Source organism: Algoriphagus aquimarinus, from assembly GCF_007997215.1.
Classification (GTDB): domain Bacteria; phylum Bacteroidota; class Bacteroidia; order Cytophagales; family Cyclobacteriaceae; genus Algoriphagus; species Algoriphagus aquimarinus_A.
Genome location: NZ_VORW01000013.1, coordinates 59390 through 74929, shown reverse-complemented (window position 1 = coordinate 74929; position 15540 = coordinate 59390). Strand labels below are relative to the sequence as shown.

Sequence of the window (15540 nt, the reverse complement as noted above, 5' to 3'; positions counted from 1 at the left end):
AATAGCTAAAAATGAACGAGGAAGTACAGTTTATGGTGCGAACTTCTTCATTCATTATTTCTCATTCTTCATTCAATATTCTCTGAAATAGTAATCAACTCTTTTTATGGGGGAATGAAATGAACAAAACACCTATTATATTATTTGGTTAGTTCTTTTGAAAAAATCATTAGCTTAATTTTTAAAGTTAAGATTGCTGGTATTCTTTTATACTCACTATTCTTAGCTCATATTGAGTATTGGTGCTAGCGTAAAACCTATCTAATTGTCTTTCAATTCTTTTATTTATGATTTATAGATTTTCGTTGTTTTTTGTGTTTGTATTCCTGATTCCTTTATTGGCCTGTAGTCAGGAATTAAAAGTAGGGTTTGGAATAGTTTCAAGCGAAGAGAAATTCAATAACTCTTACATTCAGATAGATACTTTGTCGGTATTTGAAGGGAATTTGTATGCTGAAGAACCTAGATTGATGCCTTATGTTCAATATGCCCATTCACTTGGTAAAAATTTTCAAGCAACCATCGGAGCTCAGTACTTTAAATCTTATGCAACAATAATTGTGACTGCGCCACTTCAAGGGTTACCTTTTAACTCTAGAAAGGTAACATCCTTTGTGAGTAAAAACTTAGAGATACCTATTGGAGCTTCGTTTAAAGTTTTCGATATAAATCGTTTGAAATTCAATGTGATTGGGGCAATAGTTCCAGTGATCAGTTTTTCTTCAACCCCTCAATTTGAAGAAATTCCTGATGGAATTGATTGGACACAAGAAATAGTGGATGCATTGAATGCGGTAGAGACTATCCCAAAAAAATACCATACTAATTATCAATATGGATTCTCATTGGAGTATTGGAGACTGGGATTTTCCTTTACTAGGAGTCATAATTTTTCATCGATTAGTAATGACTATACGCTTTACGGAGAGTCTTATGACTTTGAAAGGAAAATCATTTCAAATCGCTTAACTCTTTATTATATACTCTTAAGAAAAGATCGAAGTTGAAATATGGGAGAGGGGTTTGTCTCCTAATAGATCTGTTCAATAATGATAGTGGAATGCTGAATGTAGAATAATGAAGTTATAAAAGCCCCATGCTCAGCGTCCCCACCAACATCAATACTTTAGCAATTGCACTTAATTGTGTGAAATGGTCTTTGCGATCAGCCACATAGATTCTGTACATGAAGTACATGAAAAATATTCCCAATCCTCCGAAATAATAGAAAATAATTGGACGATCTAGCTTGAACATTACGATCAGAATAGCACAAACAAACACTCCAGCAATCAGGAAAATAACTGCCTTTGTTCTGCGAAAACCGATTACAATCGGCAATGTCCGACAACCGTGTTTTCTATCTCCCTGTCGATCTTCTATGTCTTTGATGATCTCCCGAATAAGATTGAGGAAGAAAGCAAAAATGGAGTAAGTAAGTACTAGGAGCTCTGATTTTTGAAAGTAAAAACCAATCAGGTAGATGGAAACGCCTGTGAGTAAGGCTACTGTAAAATTTCCTATGAATGGCTCTCGTTTAAGTTGGTTGCTATACACCCAAAGTAAAAATGCCGCACCGAAATTGATTAAAGCGATGGTGGGGCTGACAAGATATCCCAGGCCGATTGCCGTGAAATTCAGAATGGTGTGAAGTAAAATAACGACGCGTCTCTTGATGCCTTTGCCTACCACTACATTCTGCGGTCGATTGACATAGTCGATTTTCACATCGTAATAATCATTAATCATGTAGCCAGCTGCGGTGATCAAAATCGTAGAAATCACGATCAAATAGAGCTTGTAGTCTTGGAAGACTGGCAGGCCTGAATTGGTGGTTCTGACCAAAAAATAAGCCGTCATTAACTGCGCGAACCCCACCATCAGTAGATTGATTGGTCTGCTGATCCGAAAAAGTCCTCGGATGGAAATCGTTCTGTCCACAGTTAGGGTGTTCATACGTCAAAAATAGATTCAATTCCATTCACATCTAGGGAAATAGCTAGGTATGTGGAAATTAAAGAGCTTTTTAACCGCGGAGGGCACGAAGGACACGCAGAGAGCGCAGGTGGTTTACTGAAAAATTTTATTATAGGATGATGATTAATTCAGTCAAGCTGAGCGAAGTGAAGCTATAAATTAAAATTGACCATTGATCGACCGATGGGGCGGAGATCTATTATGACTAAAGTGCTAATAGCTTATTTATCGAATTCTGAGCTTGATGATTATAGTCTATTAAAGTGGATTTATCCTTTATTCCTGATCTTTTGGGGCTATTTTTACCTCTTCATAAGTGCACAGTCGACGACCTAAATTTCTATCGAATAAATGGATGATCTTATAGCAGCACGTTCACAGATGGCCCTCTCTATGGCCTTCCACATTATTTTTGCTTGTATCGGGATGGTGATGCCGTTTTTTATGGCGACTTCCCACTACAAATACCTAAAAACCAACGATTATCATCAGAAAGAATTGACCAAGGCCTGGAGCAGGGGCGTTGCGATTTTCTTTGTGACCGGTGCTGTTTCCGGTACCATGCTTTCCTTTGAGTTGGGATTGCTTTGGCCGGAGTTTATGCTTTATGCCGGGCCGATTTTCGGAATGCCATTTTCGCTGGAAGGAACAGCTTTTTTCATTGAGGCAATCGCGCTAGGTTTTTATCTATATGGCTGGGATAGGTTCAATAAGTGGTTTCACTGGTTTACTGGAGTTGTAGTCGGATTAAGTGGTTTGGCTTCCGGTATTCTGGTGGTAGCTGCAAATGGCTGGATGAATAGCCCCACAGGTTTTGATTATGTAGATGGGAAGTACATTAATATCGATCCAATCGCCGCACTTTTCAACGACGCTTGGTTTACCCAGGCGCTGCATATGTCACTGGCTGCTTTTGCAGCTACAGGATTTGCAGTCGCGGGAATTCACGCGCTGATGCTAATCAATGGCAAAAACAAGGTGTTTCACTGGAAGGCTTTTCGAATCGCGATAGTTTATGGAGGTATTGCTGCCTTGCTGCAGCCTATTTCCGGAGATATTTCTGCTAAGGATATTGCCGTGCGACAGCCCGCCAAGCTAGCTGCGATGGAAGCGCATTTTGAAACTTCAAAAAGTGCTTCTCTTTTGATAGGGGGAATTCCGGATGTGGAGAATAAGGAAGTGAATTATGGAATTAAAATCCCAGGCGCACTGAGTTTTTTGGCACACGGTGATTTTGAAAAAGAAGTGATAGGCCTGGATCAATTCCCAGAGGATGAGCAGCCACCTGTTATGATCACTCATTTTGCCTTCCAGATCATGGTTGGCTTGGGTATGATTATGATGGGCTTGAGTGTTTTGTATTTCTTTTCTACTTGGAAAAAGGAATACTGGCAGGAAAAACGCTGGTTTCTCTGGCTATTTGTATTAGCTACACCACTAGGATTCATGGCCGTGGAGGCAGGCTGGACAGTGACAGAATTGGGTAGACAACCGTGGATTATCTATGGTTTTATGAAAACAAAAGATGCGCTGACTCCAATTCCCGGGATACAGGTTTCCTTTATGATTTTCACTGCTGTTTATGTTTCTCTTTCGGCTATAGTGAGTTTTTTGCTCTATAGGCAAATCAAAAGTCTGCCAAACATGGAAGGCGAACAGCCCATAGTAAATCAATCTTCCACCCAACATTAAATTCTACCGATATGCTGTATGTAGTGATTGCTTTTCTCTGCCTTGCGATACTGATGTATTTGCTTCTTGGAGGTGCTGATTTTGGTGCTGGAATAGTGGAGTTGATTACTCCCGGAGCTGTGCGGGAGAAAGTTCGGACGATTACTTACTCTACCATCGGGCCCATCTGGGAAGCAAATCACATGTGGTTAATTATCGCGATTGTGATTCTATTTGTCGGATTTCCGCCTATTTACACCATGCTTTCTGTGCACTTGCATATTCCGCTTGTGCTGATGTTGTTGGGGATTATCGGTAGAGGAACAGCCTTTATTTTTCGTCATTACGATGCGGTGAAGGATGACATGCAGCGGGTTTATAATTTGATTTTCACCTATTCCAGTTTTATCACGCCGTTTTTCTTAGGGGTGATTGCGGGAGCTATGGTTTCGGGACAAATAGACCCAAATGCACCGGATTTCTATTCTGCTTACATAGGATCCTGGCTACATTTATTCAGTATTTCCGTGGGGATTTTTACTGTGGCGATTTGTGGATTTTTGGCAGCTGTGTTTTTAATAGGCGAGGTGGAGGATGAAGCTATCAAGGCGCTGTTTATTCAGCGAGCCAAGGTTTTGACTTTCCTGACCTTCATTTCTGGTGGTCTGGTTTTTCTTGCTGCGGAGATAGATGGATTGAGTCTGACCAAAGAGCGATTTACCGATTGGGTCAGCTTGAGCTTTTTGATTTTGGCTACGGTATGCCTAGTCATTCTCTGGAAATATCTCCGAACTGGACATAAAACCATTTGTCGGCTCTTGGCTGGTTTTCAGATTACACTGATTTTAGGCTCATTTGGCTATCACTACTTCCCTGATTTTATCATTGTCAAATCAGGTGAAAACCTCAGTCTTTTCAACTCAGCCGCGATGGGACTTCCAATCGAAACATTGGGTTGGGCGTTGCTTCTCGGAAGTTTGCTGATTCTTCCATCCCTCTTTTATCTTATTTATAGCTTTCAGCGAAGACCAGCTGAACTCTGAAAATCAAATTTACTCCCGGTCCTTAATAATTTTAAAAAGTAACTCGGGCTCATCAGTAGTGATGAAATCTGGATTTTGATCTAGAAACCAAATCAAATCTTCAGCAGAATTTACCGTCCAGGCATTCACTGTCAAGCCAAGCTCTTTAGCTTCCTTGATCCACTGAGGATTCTTTTTCAGCAAATTGATATTGTAGTCGAAGCCGAAGAATCCAGCTTCCTTCAGTTCTGCAGGTGTTTTGTCTCCTGTGAGGTAAGCCACATTCGCTTTTGGATCCATTTCTATTGCTTTCAAACCTCCTTCGTAACTGAAAGTGATGTAATCCACCCACTTCTGTGCTTTCATTTTCTTCACAGCTAGTACAGACTTTTCAGCCACTTCTTTACTTCTCTCCACAGAGATTTTGGAAGGCTTGATCTCGAAAATCAACTTTGTTCCTTTCTGTTTTTTGCCTGCTTTTAGGTATTCTTCTACCGTTGAGAGCTTCTCTCCATTTTCATGTTTTTTGGTCAAAAGCTCTTTGTAGGTAGAGGTTTCGATTTCCATTCCTTCGAAATCCGCATCGTGATTTACCACCAAAACTCCATCGGACGTCATCCAGACATCAAACTCAGAACCTTCACAGCCTAGCTTCACAGCTTCTTTGAGAGAAGCAATAGAATTCTGTGGATTTGCCTGAGCTTTCCAGGCACCACGGTGAGCGATTACTTTATTCTTATGAAAAGACTTCTGAGCAAAGGAGGTAGAACTGGCTACCAAAAAAGTAAGGAGAGTGAATAGAATGGTTTTCATGAGGTAAGGTTTAAAGTATGTCAACTAGCTTTCCAAAAATAAAGAATCGAGTGATATGAACTGTCCCTGTTGTCAGAATTCACAAAAACATAATCATTGAGGTGCGTATGCGGCGGGAATTTGCTCGCGACGGCGCGGCGGCGCAACGGATTAAGGAGGGCTTTTACTTGATCATTGAATATGAACATTGAAAATTAATCTCCCGCCACGGCGCTAAGGCGCAAAGAACTATGCAAAGGTTTCTATTTAAAGATCCTCTGCGACAAACTCCGCGATCTTCGCGACTTTTCGGTGGAAAGAATATCTCTTCATCCTGTTTTACTACAAATCAATCGTTCTTCCGGAGCTTTCTTGTCCCGATAATTATCGGGATGAATTTGAAAATTGATCATTGAATATTTATTTCTGCTAAATTCCTTCCAAATTCAATGCTTACTTTGAGGCCTATGAAAATCTTGGTGATCGAAGACGAAATGGAGTTGGCAAGTGATATTGTGCACTATCTCTCTGGCGAAAATTACCGCTGTGAAACTGCAGGTGATTTTGCGACAGCTAAAGAAAAAGTGAGTCTGTATCAATACGATTGCATTTTGCTGGACCTAATGCTGCCTGGAGGGGATGGATTTGACATTCTGGAGCATTTGCGCAGTCAGAATAAGCAGGATGGCGTGATTATCATTTCTGCCAAAGATACCTTGGAGGACAAAATAAAAGGTTTGAATATCGGTGCGGATGATTATTTGGCCAAGCCATTTCACCACTCGGAGTTGGCTGCGAGAATTCATTCCGTGATTCGCAGGAAACAATTTGATCCTTCCAACCTGATTATCCAAAACGAGATAAAAATTGATTTACTTTCGAAAACTGTTCAAATAGAAGGGAATCCCATTCTTTTGACCAAAAAGGAATATGATTTATTACTGTTTTTTATAGGTAATAAAAACAGGGTTTTATCAAAAAGTGCCTTGGCTGAGCATCTTTCAGGGGATTTGGCGGACATGTTTGATAGTCATGACTTCGTCTATGCCCATGTGAAAAACCTCAAGAAAAAGCTCAATGAGCAGGGGTATGCTGGCTACCTCAAAACAATCTACGGAACTGGCTATAAGTGGGAAATATGACGAAACTGCTCGATAAACCTTTCAAGGCATTTACCATCTATGCGATGATCATTTTGTTGGTAAGCATACCAATTTATTTTTGGGTGGTGGATTGGATTTGGGTGACGGAGATTGACGATCATCATGAGATCATTATGGAGCGGATCGAGAACCGATTTGAGCAAGCTCATGTGTCTGGGCACGACCTAGAGACGATTCTGAATACCTGGAATACGCTGCAGCCGAACTCGTCCATTAGGCCGATAACAGAGAATATAGCTAGGCCAGATAGTACATATGAAGTGACGAAGTACAATGAATATGAACAAGAATCGGATCGATTTCGCGGTTTGCAAACGGTGATTGAAATTGATAAAAAGTTTTATTTATTGAATATTGAAACCAACGTGGAGGAAGCTTACGAGACTATTTTTGCGATTGGTCTGGTGACTGTTTTACTCTATGGAATTCTGGTTTTTGGTTTTATCCAACTCAACCGTAAGATTTCTAAGAGCGTTTGGAAGCCATTTGACAATACACTTACAAAATTAAAATCATTTGACTTGAGCTTGAGTAAAGGGGTGGAATTTGAAACGAGTGATATCGAGGAATTTGAAGAACTGAATCAAACCATCAGTAAGTTGATTGCTGAAAATATCAACGCGTATAATCAGCAAAAAGCCTTTGTGGCAAATGCTTCACATGAATTGCAAACTCCAATTGCGTTGCTGAAATCCAAATTGGAAATGCTTTTTCAGGATGAAAAACTTAGTGCGACGCAATCAGAACTTGTAAATGCTATACAGATTCCTCTTGCCAGGCTTACAAGGGTAAACAAGAATTTGCTTCTGTTGGCAAGAATCGACAACAGTAAATTTTCTGATATTTCGGAAATAGATTTTTCTGAGAAAGTCGAGAAAAGTGAAGAGTTGCTTCAGGATTATATTTCAGAGAGGGAATTGACTTATAAAAAAGAAATCAGTGGAATAGCGAGAGTAACGTGTAGTCTTTTTTTAGCGGAAACACTTGTCAATAACTTGCTTTCCAATGCTATCCGTCATAGTCCTGTTTCAAGCCATATCATTGTTAGAATTGACGAAAATGGAATTTCATTTTTGAATTCAGGTGTGGAGCGACTGAAAGATGAGTCTCTTTTCAAGCGATTTTCCATATCTACCACCGAGACGACCAACAGTGGGTTGGGTCTTGCCATAGCGAAAGAGATCTGCAAGCAAAATGGATGGGGAATCAACTATGATTTTTTGGATCATTTCCACATTTTTTCTGTGCGCTTCCGTAAATTCTAAATGTCTTCTAAATCTCATGCAACTTTTGGGTAATCATTTTCACTTAACCCAAATTTCATATGAACAAGTACCTAACAATTGTATCGATTGGCTTGTTGCTTTCGACAGGCGCCTGTGCTCAGGAACATTCCGACGAAGAAGTGCCTGATGCGGTGAAAACTGCTTTTTCTCACAAATTCCCTGCTGCAAAAAAAGTAAGCTGGGACATGGAATCTGCTACTGAATGGGAGGCCGAGTTTAAACTGGAAGGAAATGAATATTCTGCTAATTTTTTAGCTGACGGAACTTGGCAAGAAACTGAACACGAAATTAAAAAAGCTGATATCCCTGAAGCTATCAAGCAAACCTTAGCAAAGGATTTTGCCGGATACGAAATCGAGGAAGCTGAGATTTCAGAAAAAGCTGATGGCACCGTCTATGAATTGGCGGTGGAAAAAGGCGAGGAAGAGTGGGAATTGGTATTCGATGCCAATGGTAAACTAATTGAAAAGAAAGCAATCGAAGAAGATGATGAAGATTAAAAACTATTTGCTGATCACTTTTATAATGCTATCTCAGGCTCTTTTGGCTCAGGAAGCAAAAGTAAAAGTATCAGGAAAAATCACGGACAAGACCTCTCAGGAGGACTTGTCCTATGTTAATGTAGTGCTGAAAACAGCCAAAGACGCCAGTTTTGTGACTGGTGCTATTACCGATGAATCGGGACTTTTCACCTTAGTGGATGTGGCTCCAGGAGACTATGAACTGGAAGCGAGTTTCATTGGGTTTGAGACAGTGAGCAAGGCTATTTTTGTGGGATCAAGTTCTGCCTTTCTGAATCTGGGTGAGATTGAGATGACTGCATCTTTCCAAGATTTGATTGCTATAGAAGTAGTGGGGCAGGCTGAAGCTGTAAGTGCCAAAATGGATAAGAAAACCTATGATTTAGGTCAGAATATTAGCCAGAGTGGAGGCTCCGTTCTTCAGGCTATGTCCAATCTTCCTGGGGTAACCGTCCAGGATGGTAAAGTTCAGATTCGAGGAAATGACCGCGTAGCAGTTTTGATCGATGGGAAGCAGACTGCTTTGACTGGATTTGGTAATCAAACTGGTTTGGACAATCTTCCTTCCTCCGCAGTGGAGAGAATAGAGATCATCAATAATCCCTCTGCAAAGTTTGATGCAAATGGAAATGCAGGCATCATCAATATTATTCTGAAAAAAGAGAAGCAGGAGGGGTTCAACGGGAAAGTTGGCCTCGCGCTTGGTGTAGGAGCACTTTGGGAGAAAAAAGCAAACCTCCCGGATATTAGAGCTCAATATCAAGGCACGCCAAAAATCAATCCTTCGCTAGCATTGAATTATCGCAAGAAGGATGTGAATTTATTCCTTTCGGCAGATAATCTCTATACGCAGACATTGAATAAAAATGAGTTCGTCACCCGAACTTATAATGATGGAACAGTCATCAATCAGCAACTTAAACGAAACAGAAACACCAATTTTTTGACCACCCGTGCAGGGATGGATTGGACAATAGACCAGTCAAATTCACTTAGTATTTCAGGGCTTTTTGGAAGTGAAAAGATCATTGACAGAGGCGATCAGCCTTTTTTCAATAGAGATTATTCAGAGCGATTGAGGCTTTGGCAGTTCTTAGAAGATGAGCTCAAGACCACTGTGATGGCTACGGCAGCTTTCAAACATAACTTTGCAGATCCTGGTCACAGCCTTTCAGCAGGGTTAAATTATACTTTTCATCGAGAGGATGAGCAGTATTTCTTTACCAATATTTTACCAGCCTCTTCAGGTAAAGATGCTTTCAAATTGCTCTCAGATGAGAATGTGGTGGACGTCACGCTTGACTATGTGAAGCCTATGAAGACTGGTAGGTTGGAAACGGGACTGAAGTTTAGAAGACGTTGGATTCCAACCAATATGCAGTTTTTTCCAGGAGAAAATTCTCCGATTGATTCTCTGGCCGGTGGAGCAGCAACTTACAAGGAAATCATTCCTGCAGTATATGGTAATTACGTGTTTGAGTCGAAAAAACTAGAAGCGGAAATTGGGCTGAGACTGGAATACATCAAGCTAAACTATGATGTAAACCCAAATCATCCGACCTATAAAAGTGATGGGTACAATTACTTCCAGCCATTTCCTAATACCCGATTTTCTTACAAAATCAATGGGATGAATAAGATCACTGCGTCCTACAATAGAAGAGTAGATAGACCCAATGAAGTGGATATTCGGATCTTTCCGAAGTACGATGATGCGGAGATTATCAAGGTGGGTAATCCAGCCTTGAAACCTCAGTTTACTAATTCCTACGAACTGGGATGGAAGACGGGCTGGAGTACCGGCTCACTGTATTCCGCTGTCTACCATCGCCAGGTAGATGGGACGATCACCAGAATTTCTTCTACTTATGGAGACAGCAAATTGATCTATGCCATCTTCCAGAATGCTGCGAAAAGCTACAATACTGGATTTGAATTGATCTGGGATCAGGATGTAAATGATTGGTATTCTTTTGACCTAAATCTGAATGGATATCACAATCAAATTGATGCATTTGCGGTACAGAATCTTTATCCAGAACCACATATCTTTACTGCTGACAAACAGGAGATTTTCTCTGGCAATGCAAAATGGAATTCGAAATTCAAATTTGCCGAAAATTTCACTGGGCAATTGACAGCCATTTATTTGGCTCCGGATATTATTCCTCAGGGCAAAATTCAAGGAAGATTCACCCTCGACATGGGATTGAAAAAAGTGATCCAGGAAGGAAATGGTGAGTTGTTTTTCAACGCCACTGATTTGCTGAATACGATGGTGATCAAGAAGACAATTGAAGGAAATGACTTCAGCTACACTAGCGCCGATTATTACGAGACGCAGGTGTTTCGGGTAGGTTATAGTTATAAGTTTTGATAGGGGCAACGATAAGTATTTAGCCATGACTGTATATAAAAACCTTAATAAGGTAGCCGAAATCACCCTCCTTTTCTGGCTGATGAAGATTGTGGCTACGACACTAGGAGAGACTTTGGGCGACTTCCTCTCGATGACGCTGAATCTTGGCTACCTCGCTGGTCTAGTTATTACTGCGGGATTCTTTCTTGTGGTATTATTAATACAGTTATCTTCTCAGAAATACATACCTGTTTACTATTGGCTGGTTATTATTTCCACGACTACCCTAGGTACAGAGGTTTCTGACTTTATGGATAGAAGCCTGCAGTTGGGATATACCGTTGGTAGCATCATCTTATTCGCAGGGCTAATCTTAGTTTTGTTAGCCTGGTTTAAAAAATTCGGGTCACTTGCTGTCTTTCCAATTCAGCAGAGGGGAAAAGAACTGTTTTACTGGATAGCTATCTTGTTTTCCAACAGTCTCGGAACCGCTTTTGGTGATTTCCTGACTGACAGCTTGGGGCTGAGCTATCTCCATGGAGCTTTTGTCACTGCGGCTATCATTTTGGTTGTAATCTTACTTCATCGATTTACACGTATCAATCAGATATTCCTTTTTTGGGTTGCGTTTATATTTACCAGACCTTTTGGTGCCACATTCGGAGATTTTTTAACTAAACCACTAGCAAAAGGAGGCTTGGATTTAGGTACATTGAATGCTTCAATTGTCTCATTGGCTATCATTAGTATTTTAATTTATATCTCTCACAGAGGATCGATTATCTTAAACCAAACAGAAAATGAAACTGAATAGCCAAAGCCTTCCCACTGGAAAAAAAGGTTATTCCATTCAAGCTTTTTATGTGCTTCGAACAGTAAAATTGTTTTAACAAATGAAAAAAAAATCTAACGGACTCACTATTGTCATCCCCATTTTCAATGAAGAAGAAGGGATAGTAAGGATTTTGCCAGCTTTTGAAGAGTATATCAATCAGTCAAAATTCGAGGTTAATCTATTATTGGTCAATGATGGTTCTACGGATAAGAGCTTAAGTGAAATCAGAAAAGCTGCTGCTTACTATGAGCATGTTGATTTTATTTCTTTTGAGAAAAATGCAGGATTAAGTGCAGCAATTCGGGCAGGTTTCGAGAAATCTACCAGTGAATGGGTGGGCTATATTGATGCTGATTTGCAGACAGACCCTTTGGATTTTCTCAAACTGGAAGCGATGATCCCAGACTACGATCTGCTGACGGGCAGGAGAACAGGGCGGAAGGATAGTGCTGTGAAGAAAATGTCTTCGACTTTTGCTAATTGGTTTCGGGATTCCATGCTGCACGACGGTGTTCATGATTCGGGATGTCCGCTGAAAATTATGCGCAGGTCGGTGGCTTTGGATATGCCTTTTTTCAAGGGAATGCATAGATTCTTTCCTGCGCTGACGTTGATTCAAGGCAAAAAAGTGATAGAAATCCCCGTTAAACATTTCCCTAGAATTACCGGTAAATCCAAGTTTAATGTATGGAATCGACTTTTATCACCCTTGCTAGACACGATAGCACTTCGATGGTTGAAGAAACGCCAGGTAGACTACACCATTACTGAGAATTCAATCACAAGTCCAAAAGCAGTAATCAATGAATAGTTGGGTATTACTGGGAGTTGGCTTTCTAGCTCAGGGGCTGTTTTCAGCCCGGTTTCTAATACAATTGGTCAAGTCTGAGAAAGCAGGGAAGGTATTGTCGCCAGTGATTTTCTGGCAACTCAGTTTGGTTGCTTCCTTTCTTCTGTTGGTTTATGGGACATTTCGCCAGGATCTGGTGATCGTCGGAGGTCAATTAGTGGGGTATTTTATCTATATCCGAAACCTTAAAATTCAAAACGCCTGGCAGATTTTCCCTAAATGGATTCGCTGGAGTTTTATGTTGCTTCCTTTATTGTTTCTGGGGTACTTGGTTTTACACGCGCACTATGACTTCCGCAGTTTGGTGCACAATCCGGAGATCAGTGGCATGCTGCTCACCTGGGGCACATTAGGTCAGGTTATTTTCACGACGAGGTTTGTGGTACAGTGGCTCGATGCTGAGCGAACCAAAGAATCCCAGTTTCCTTTGAGTTTTTGGTACATCAGTCTGGTAGGTGCTGTACTGATCGCTTCATACGCAATACTTCGAAAAGACTCTGTGCTTTTCATTGGTCAGGCGTTTGGGATCTTGGTGTATGTGAGAAATCTGATGATACATTTTGGTTCAGCAAATGAAGAAAAACTCAGTTTCCTCGATCGGATCAAAAGCATGAGAATGACTTTGTTGTTGGTTTTTGTAGGCATGGTGTTGTTTTTCAACTTAGGAGCATGGTCTGTAACCGAATCCAGTGAAGCCCGCTATGCCCAAATCTCCAAAGAAATGGTGCAAACAGGCGATTGGTTGCATCCCCAACTCATGGGGATCTACCACTATCATAAGCCACCAGTGACTTATTGGCTAACTGCATTGAGCTATAAAGTTCTAGGGATTTCTCCGTTTTCGGCTAGGTTTCTATTGCAGATTTCAGTGCTTCTTCAGATTTGGCTTGTGTATAAGCTTGCCTTAATCTTCTTCAAGCGATCCAATCCGGCCTTCCTATCTGCCATGCTGTATGCTTCATTTCCGGCGTTGATTATTGGCAGTAGGGCATTGACCACAGATACCTTTCTGGCGCTATTCGTCTTGGCGGCCTTATATTTCTGGTTTGACTTTTTGGAGAAAAGGAAAGGGTACCTGCTGATTCTATGTTATGTTTTTCTGGGAATAGGCTTTTTGACCAAGGGCCCCGTGGTGTTGATTGTCCCTCTTTTGATCTGGATTTATCAAGGCCTAGTGATGAAGCAGAAAATGGGCTCAATGAAGCTTCATCTGGCCGGAATAGCATTGATGCTGGGATTTGGATTGAGTTGGTTTGTCTTCTTGCACGTAGAAGATGACCGCTTTCTCAATTACTTCCTGTTCAAGCATACCATAGATCGTTTTGCCACAGATACCTTCCATCGCGGACAACCTTTCTGGTTTTATGGAGTGGTTCTGCTGGGAACAGCTTTCCCTTGGATATTGATCTTGCTGCGAAAAATCCCACTCAAACGTGCTGATTTCAACACTCAAAGTGCTTTGCTGGTAATGTGGGTGCTTTTACCCTTGCTATTTTTCTCCCTCAGTCAGTCCAAACTGGTGCTTTATATTTTGCCGGTGTATTCTGGGTTGGCGATTGGGGCGATTTATTATTGGGAAAAGCTTACTGATCCGCAGCAAAAAACATGGGAGCGATGGCAGTTGGGATTTCATGTGCTTCTGCTGATTGTTTTGGTCTCTTTGCATCTGATAGATCCAAAGATCTCATTGAATTTCAAGTTTTACTTTATCTGGTTTATTACAGTTTCTCTACTAGCTGCCATGCAGAAGGTTGATATCCGAAGAGTGGATCGTACGGTGATTTCTGCTTTTATATTCACGATGGGGCTGACAGGTATGTCTACCTATTTTATGAGCCAAAATCCTGGTTTGACAAATGATACCTATCGAGTGACTGAATGGATTATTCAAAATGAGCCAGCAACGAAAGAAGTCATCATTTACAATAAGCGTCTGCCTTCCGTGTTATTTAATTCGAATTTGAAAGTGATATCAGTTTATGATGGAGATGAAAGTTTGAACCGGGAAACGCAGTTTCAGCAAAATGAAAATTGGAAGTCTGGTTTGATCAATTTACAATCAGATTCCACCTGGATTGTTGAAAAAGCCCCGGATAATTCGATATGGATTTCCAAGGAAAGAAAAGAGCTTCCAGACCTAAAAAGTTTGGGTAGCTGGGAAGAGTTGCAGCGAGTAGATGGATGGAGAATTGTCCGGTTTCATAAGGGATCTTAAGGATAGCTTAAGAGAGGCTTAAGATATTCTTAAGATTCAGGCAAAGGGTAATTATTAGGCTGGTTATAAAGTCAAAAGAAATAAATTCAAGAAATGAAAGCAGCAATAAAGGACGATTATCTGGCAGTGCATTTTGTCCAACGAAGCAATTGGCTAAGAGCTGCTGTGCTGGGTGCAAATGACGGGATATTATCCACATCTAGCTTGGCTATTGGAGTGGCGGCAGCTTCTGACCTGAGGGACCCAATAATCTTGGCAACCCTGGCCGGACTTGTAGCTGGAGCCCTTTCTATGGCCGCTGGAGAATATGTAAGCGTAAGCTCTCAGACTGACGTAGAAACTGCTGATATCAAGAGAGAACAGGAGGAATTGGAAGAAATGCCCGAGATAGAACTTCAGAGGTTGGCTTCTATCTATGAACAGCGGGGATTGAGTAAGGAAACTTCCCAACTTGTCGCCTTGGAACTCACTCAAAAAGACGCGCTGGCAGCACATGTCAGGGATGAATTGGGAATCAATGAAGTCTCCCAAGCTCACCCGATTCAGGCAGCTATGGCCTCTGGAGCTTCTTTCACAGTCGGAGGGGTTCTACCGCTAGTAGTAGTTTTATTCATGCCCATTGCGCAGATGGAAATCTATCTTTACGGTTCTGCGATTTTATTTTTAGCATTTCTGGGAGCTATTTCTGCCAAAACCGGCGGTTCACCCATCTTCAAACCTGTACTCCGAATCACCTTCTGGGGAACTGTAGCCATGGGGATTACTGCATTGATTGGATACCTATTTGGAGTGAATTTGGCATAAAACGCTACTTGACTCCTATCTATATTACCCCAAGTGAGTATTGAC

Annotated in this window: 13 protein-coding genes; 11 read left to right on the top strand and 2 right to left on the bottom strand. The window is 41.1% G+C overall.

Annotated features, from left to right (window positions below):
- Window positions 1-287: 287 nt before the first annotated feature.
- A complete protein-coding gene (locus ESV85_RS15930; protein ID WP_146919322.1) occupies window positions 288-1007 on the top strand; it encodes a hypothetical protein in 720 nt (239 codons plus the stop codon).
- 76 nt (window positions 1008-1083) lie between these two features.
- Here ESV85_RS15930 and ESV85_RS15925 read toward each other — a convergent pair whose 3' ends face one another.
- Window positions 1084-1956: a geranylgeranylglycerol-phosphate geranylgeranyltransferase gene (locus ESV85_RS15925; RefSeq protein WP_223276024.1), complete on the bottom strand. Its 873-nt coding sequence runs from the start codon at window positions 1954-1956 to the stop codon at window positions 1084-1086.
- Window positions 1957-2328: 372 nt separating this feature from the next.
- Here ESV85_RS15925 and ESV85_RS15920 point away from each other — a divergent pair, with 372 nt between their 5' ends.
- Both ESV85_RS15920 and ESV85_RS15915 read left to right on the top strand, forming a co-directional pair.
- The gene (locus ESV85_RS15920) at window positions 2329-3669 is read left to right on the top strand and encodes a cytochrome ubiquinol oxidase subunit I (protein ID WP_146919320.1); all 1341 of its coding nucleotides are present in this window, start codon (window positions 2329-2331) and stop codon (window positions 3667-3669) included.
- An 11-nt stretch (window positions 3670-3680) separates the two neighbouring features.
- Window positions 3681-4691, top strand: coding sequence for a cytochrome d ubiquinol oxidase subunit II (locus ESV85_RS15915; protein WP_146919318.1), 1011 nt, complete (start codon window positions 3681-3683; stop codon window positions 4689-4691).
- A gap of 9 nt (window positions 4692-4700) precedes the next feature.
- Here the strand turns inward: ESV85_RS15915 and ESV85_RS15910 are convergent, their stop codons facing one another.
- Entirely contained in the window at window positions 4701-5483 is a 783-nt protein-coding gene (locus tag ESV85_RS15910) for a glycerophosphodiester phosphodiesterase (RefSeq protein ID WP_146919316.1), read from the bottom strand.
- A 446-nt stretch (window positions 5484-5929) separates the two neighbouring features.
- Here ESV85_RS15910 and ESV85_RS15905 point away from each other — a divergent pair, with 446 nt between their 5' ends.
- From ESV85_RS15905 to ESV85_RS15870, 8 genes are all read left to right on the top strand, one after another.
- Window positions 5930-6604: a response regulator transcription factor gene (locus ESV85_RS15905; RefSeq protein ID WP_146919314.1), complete on the top strand. Its 675-nt coding sequence runs from the start codon at window positions 5930-5932 to the stop codon at window positions 6602-6604.
- Complete coding sequence (locus tag ESV85_RS15900; protein WP_146919312.1) at window positions 6601-7890, top strand: sensor histidine kinase; 1290 nt, start codon at window positions 6601-6603, stop codon at window positions 7888-7890. The genes ESV85_RS15905 and ESV85_RS15900 overlap by 4 nt, the downstream gene beginning before the upstream one ends.
- 59 nt (window positions 7891-7949) lie before the next feature.
- Window positions 7950-8411 carry a PepSY-like domain-containing protein gene (locus tag ESV85_RS15895; protein ID WP_146919310.1) on the top strand — a complete coding sequence of 154 codons (462 nt, stop codon included), beginning with the start codon at window positions 7950-7952 and terminating at the stop codon, window positions 8409-8411.
- Window positions 8374-10809 carry a TonB-dependent receptor domain-containing protein gene (locus tag ESV85_RS15890; protein WP_223276023.1) on the top strand — a complete coding sequence of 812 codons (2436 nt, stop codon included), beginning with the start codon at window positions 8374-8376 and terminating at the stop codon, window positions 10807-10809. Before ESV85_RS15895 ends, ESV85_RS15890 begins: the two co-directional genes overlap by 38 nt.
- A 25-nt stretch (window positions 10810-10834) precedes the next feature.
- Window positions 10835-11605: a hypothetical protein gene (locus ESV85_RS15885; RefSeq protein ID WP_146919306.1), complete on the top strand. Its 771-nt coding sequence runs from the start codon at window positions 10835-10837 to the stop codon at window positions 11603-11605.
- 79 nt (window positions 11606-11684) lie between these two features.
- A complete protein-coding gene (locus ESV85_RS15880; RefSeq protein ID WP_146919304.1) occupies window positions 11685-12437 on the top strand; it encodes a glycosyltransferase in 753 nt (250 codons plus the stop codon).
- Window positions 12430-14691 carry a lipid-A-disaccharide synthase N-terminal domain-containing protein gene (locus ESV85_RS15875; RefSeq protein ID WP_146919302.1) on the top strand — a complete coding sequence of 754 codons (2262 nt, stop codon included), beginning with the start codon at window positions 12430-12432 and terminating at the stop codon, window positions 14689-14691. The genes ESV85_RS15880 and ESV85_RS15875 overlap by 8 nt, the downstream gene beginning before the upstream one ends.
- Window positions 14692-14784: 93 nt before the next feature.
- Window positions 14785-15495, top strand: a complete 711-nt coding sequence (locus tag ESV85_RS15870) for a VIT family protein (protein WP_146919300.1) — start codon at window positions 14785-14787, stop codon at window positions 15493-15495.
- The last annotated feature ends 45 nt before the right edge of the window (window positions 15496-15540 follow it).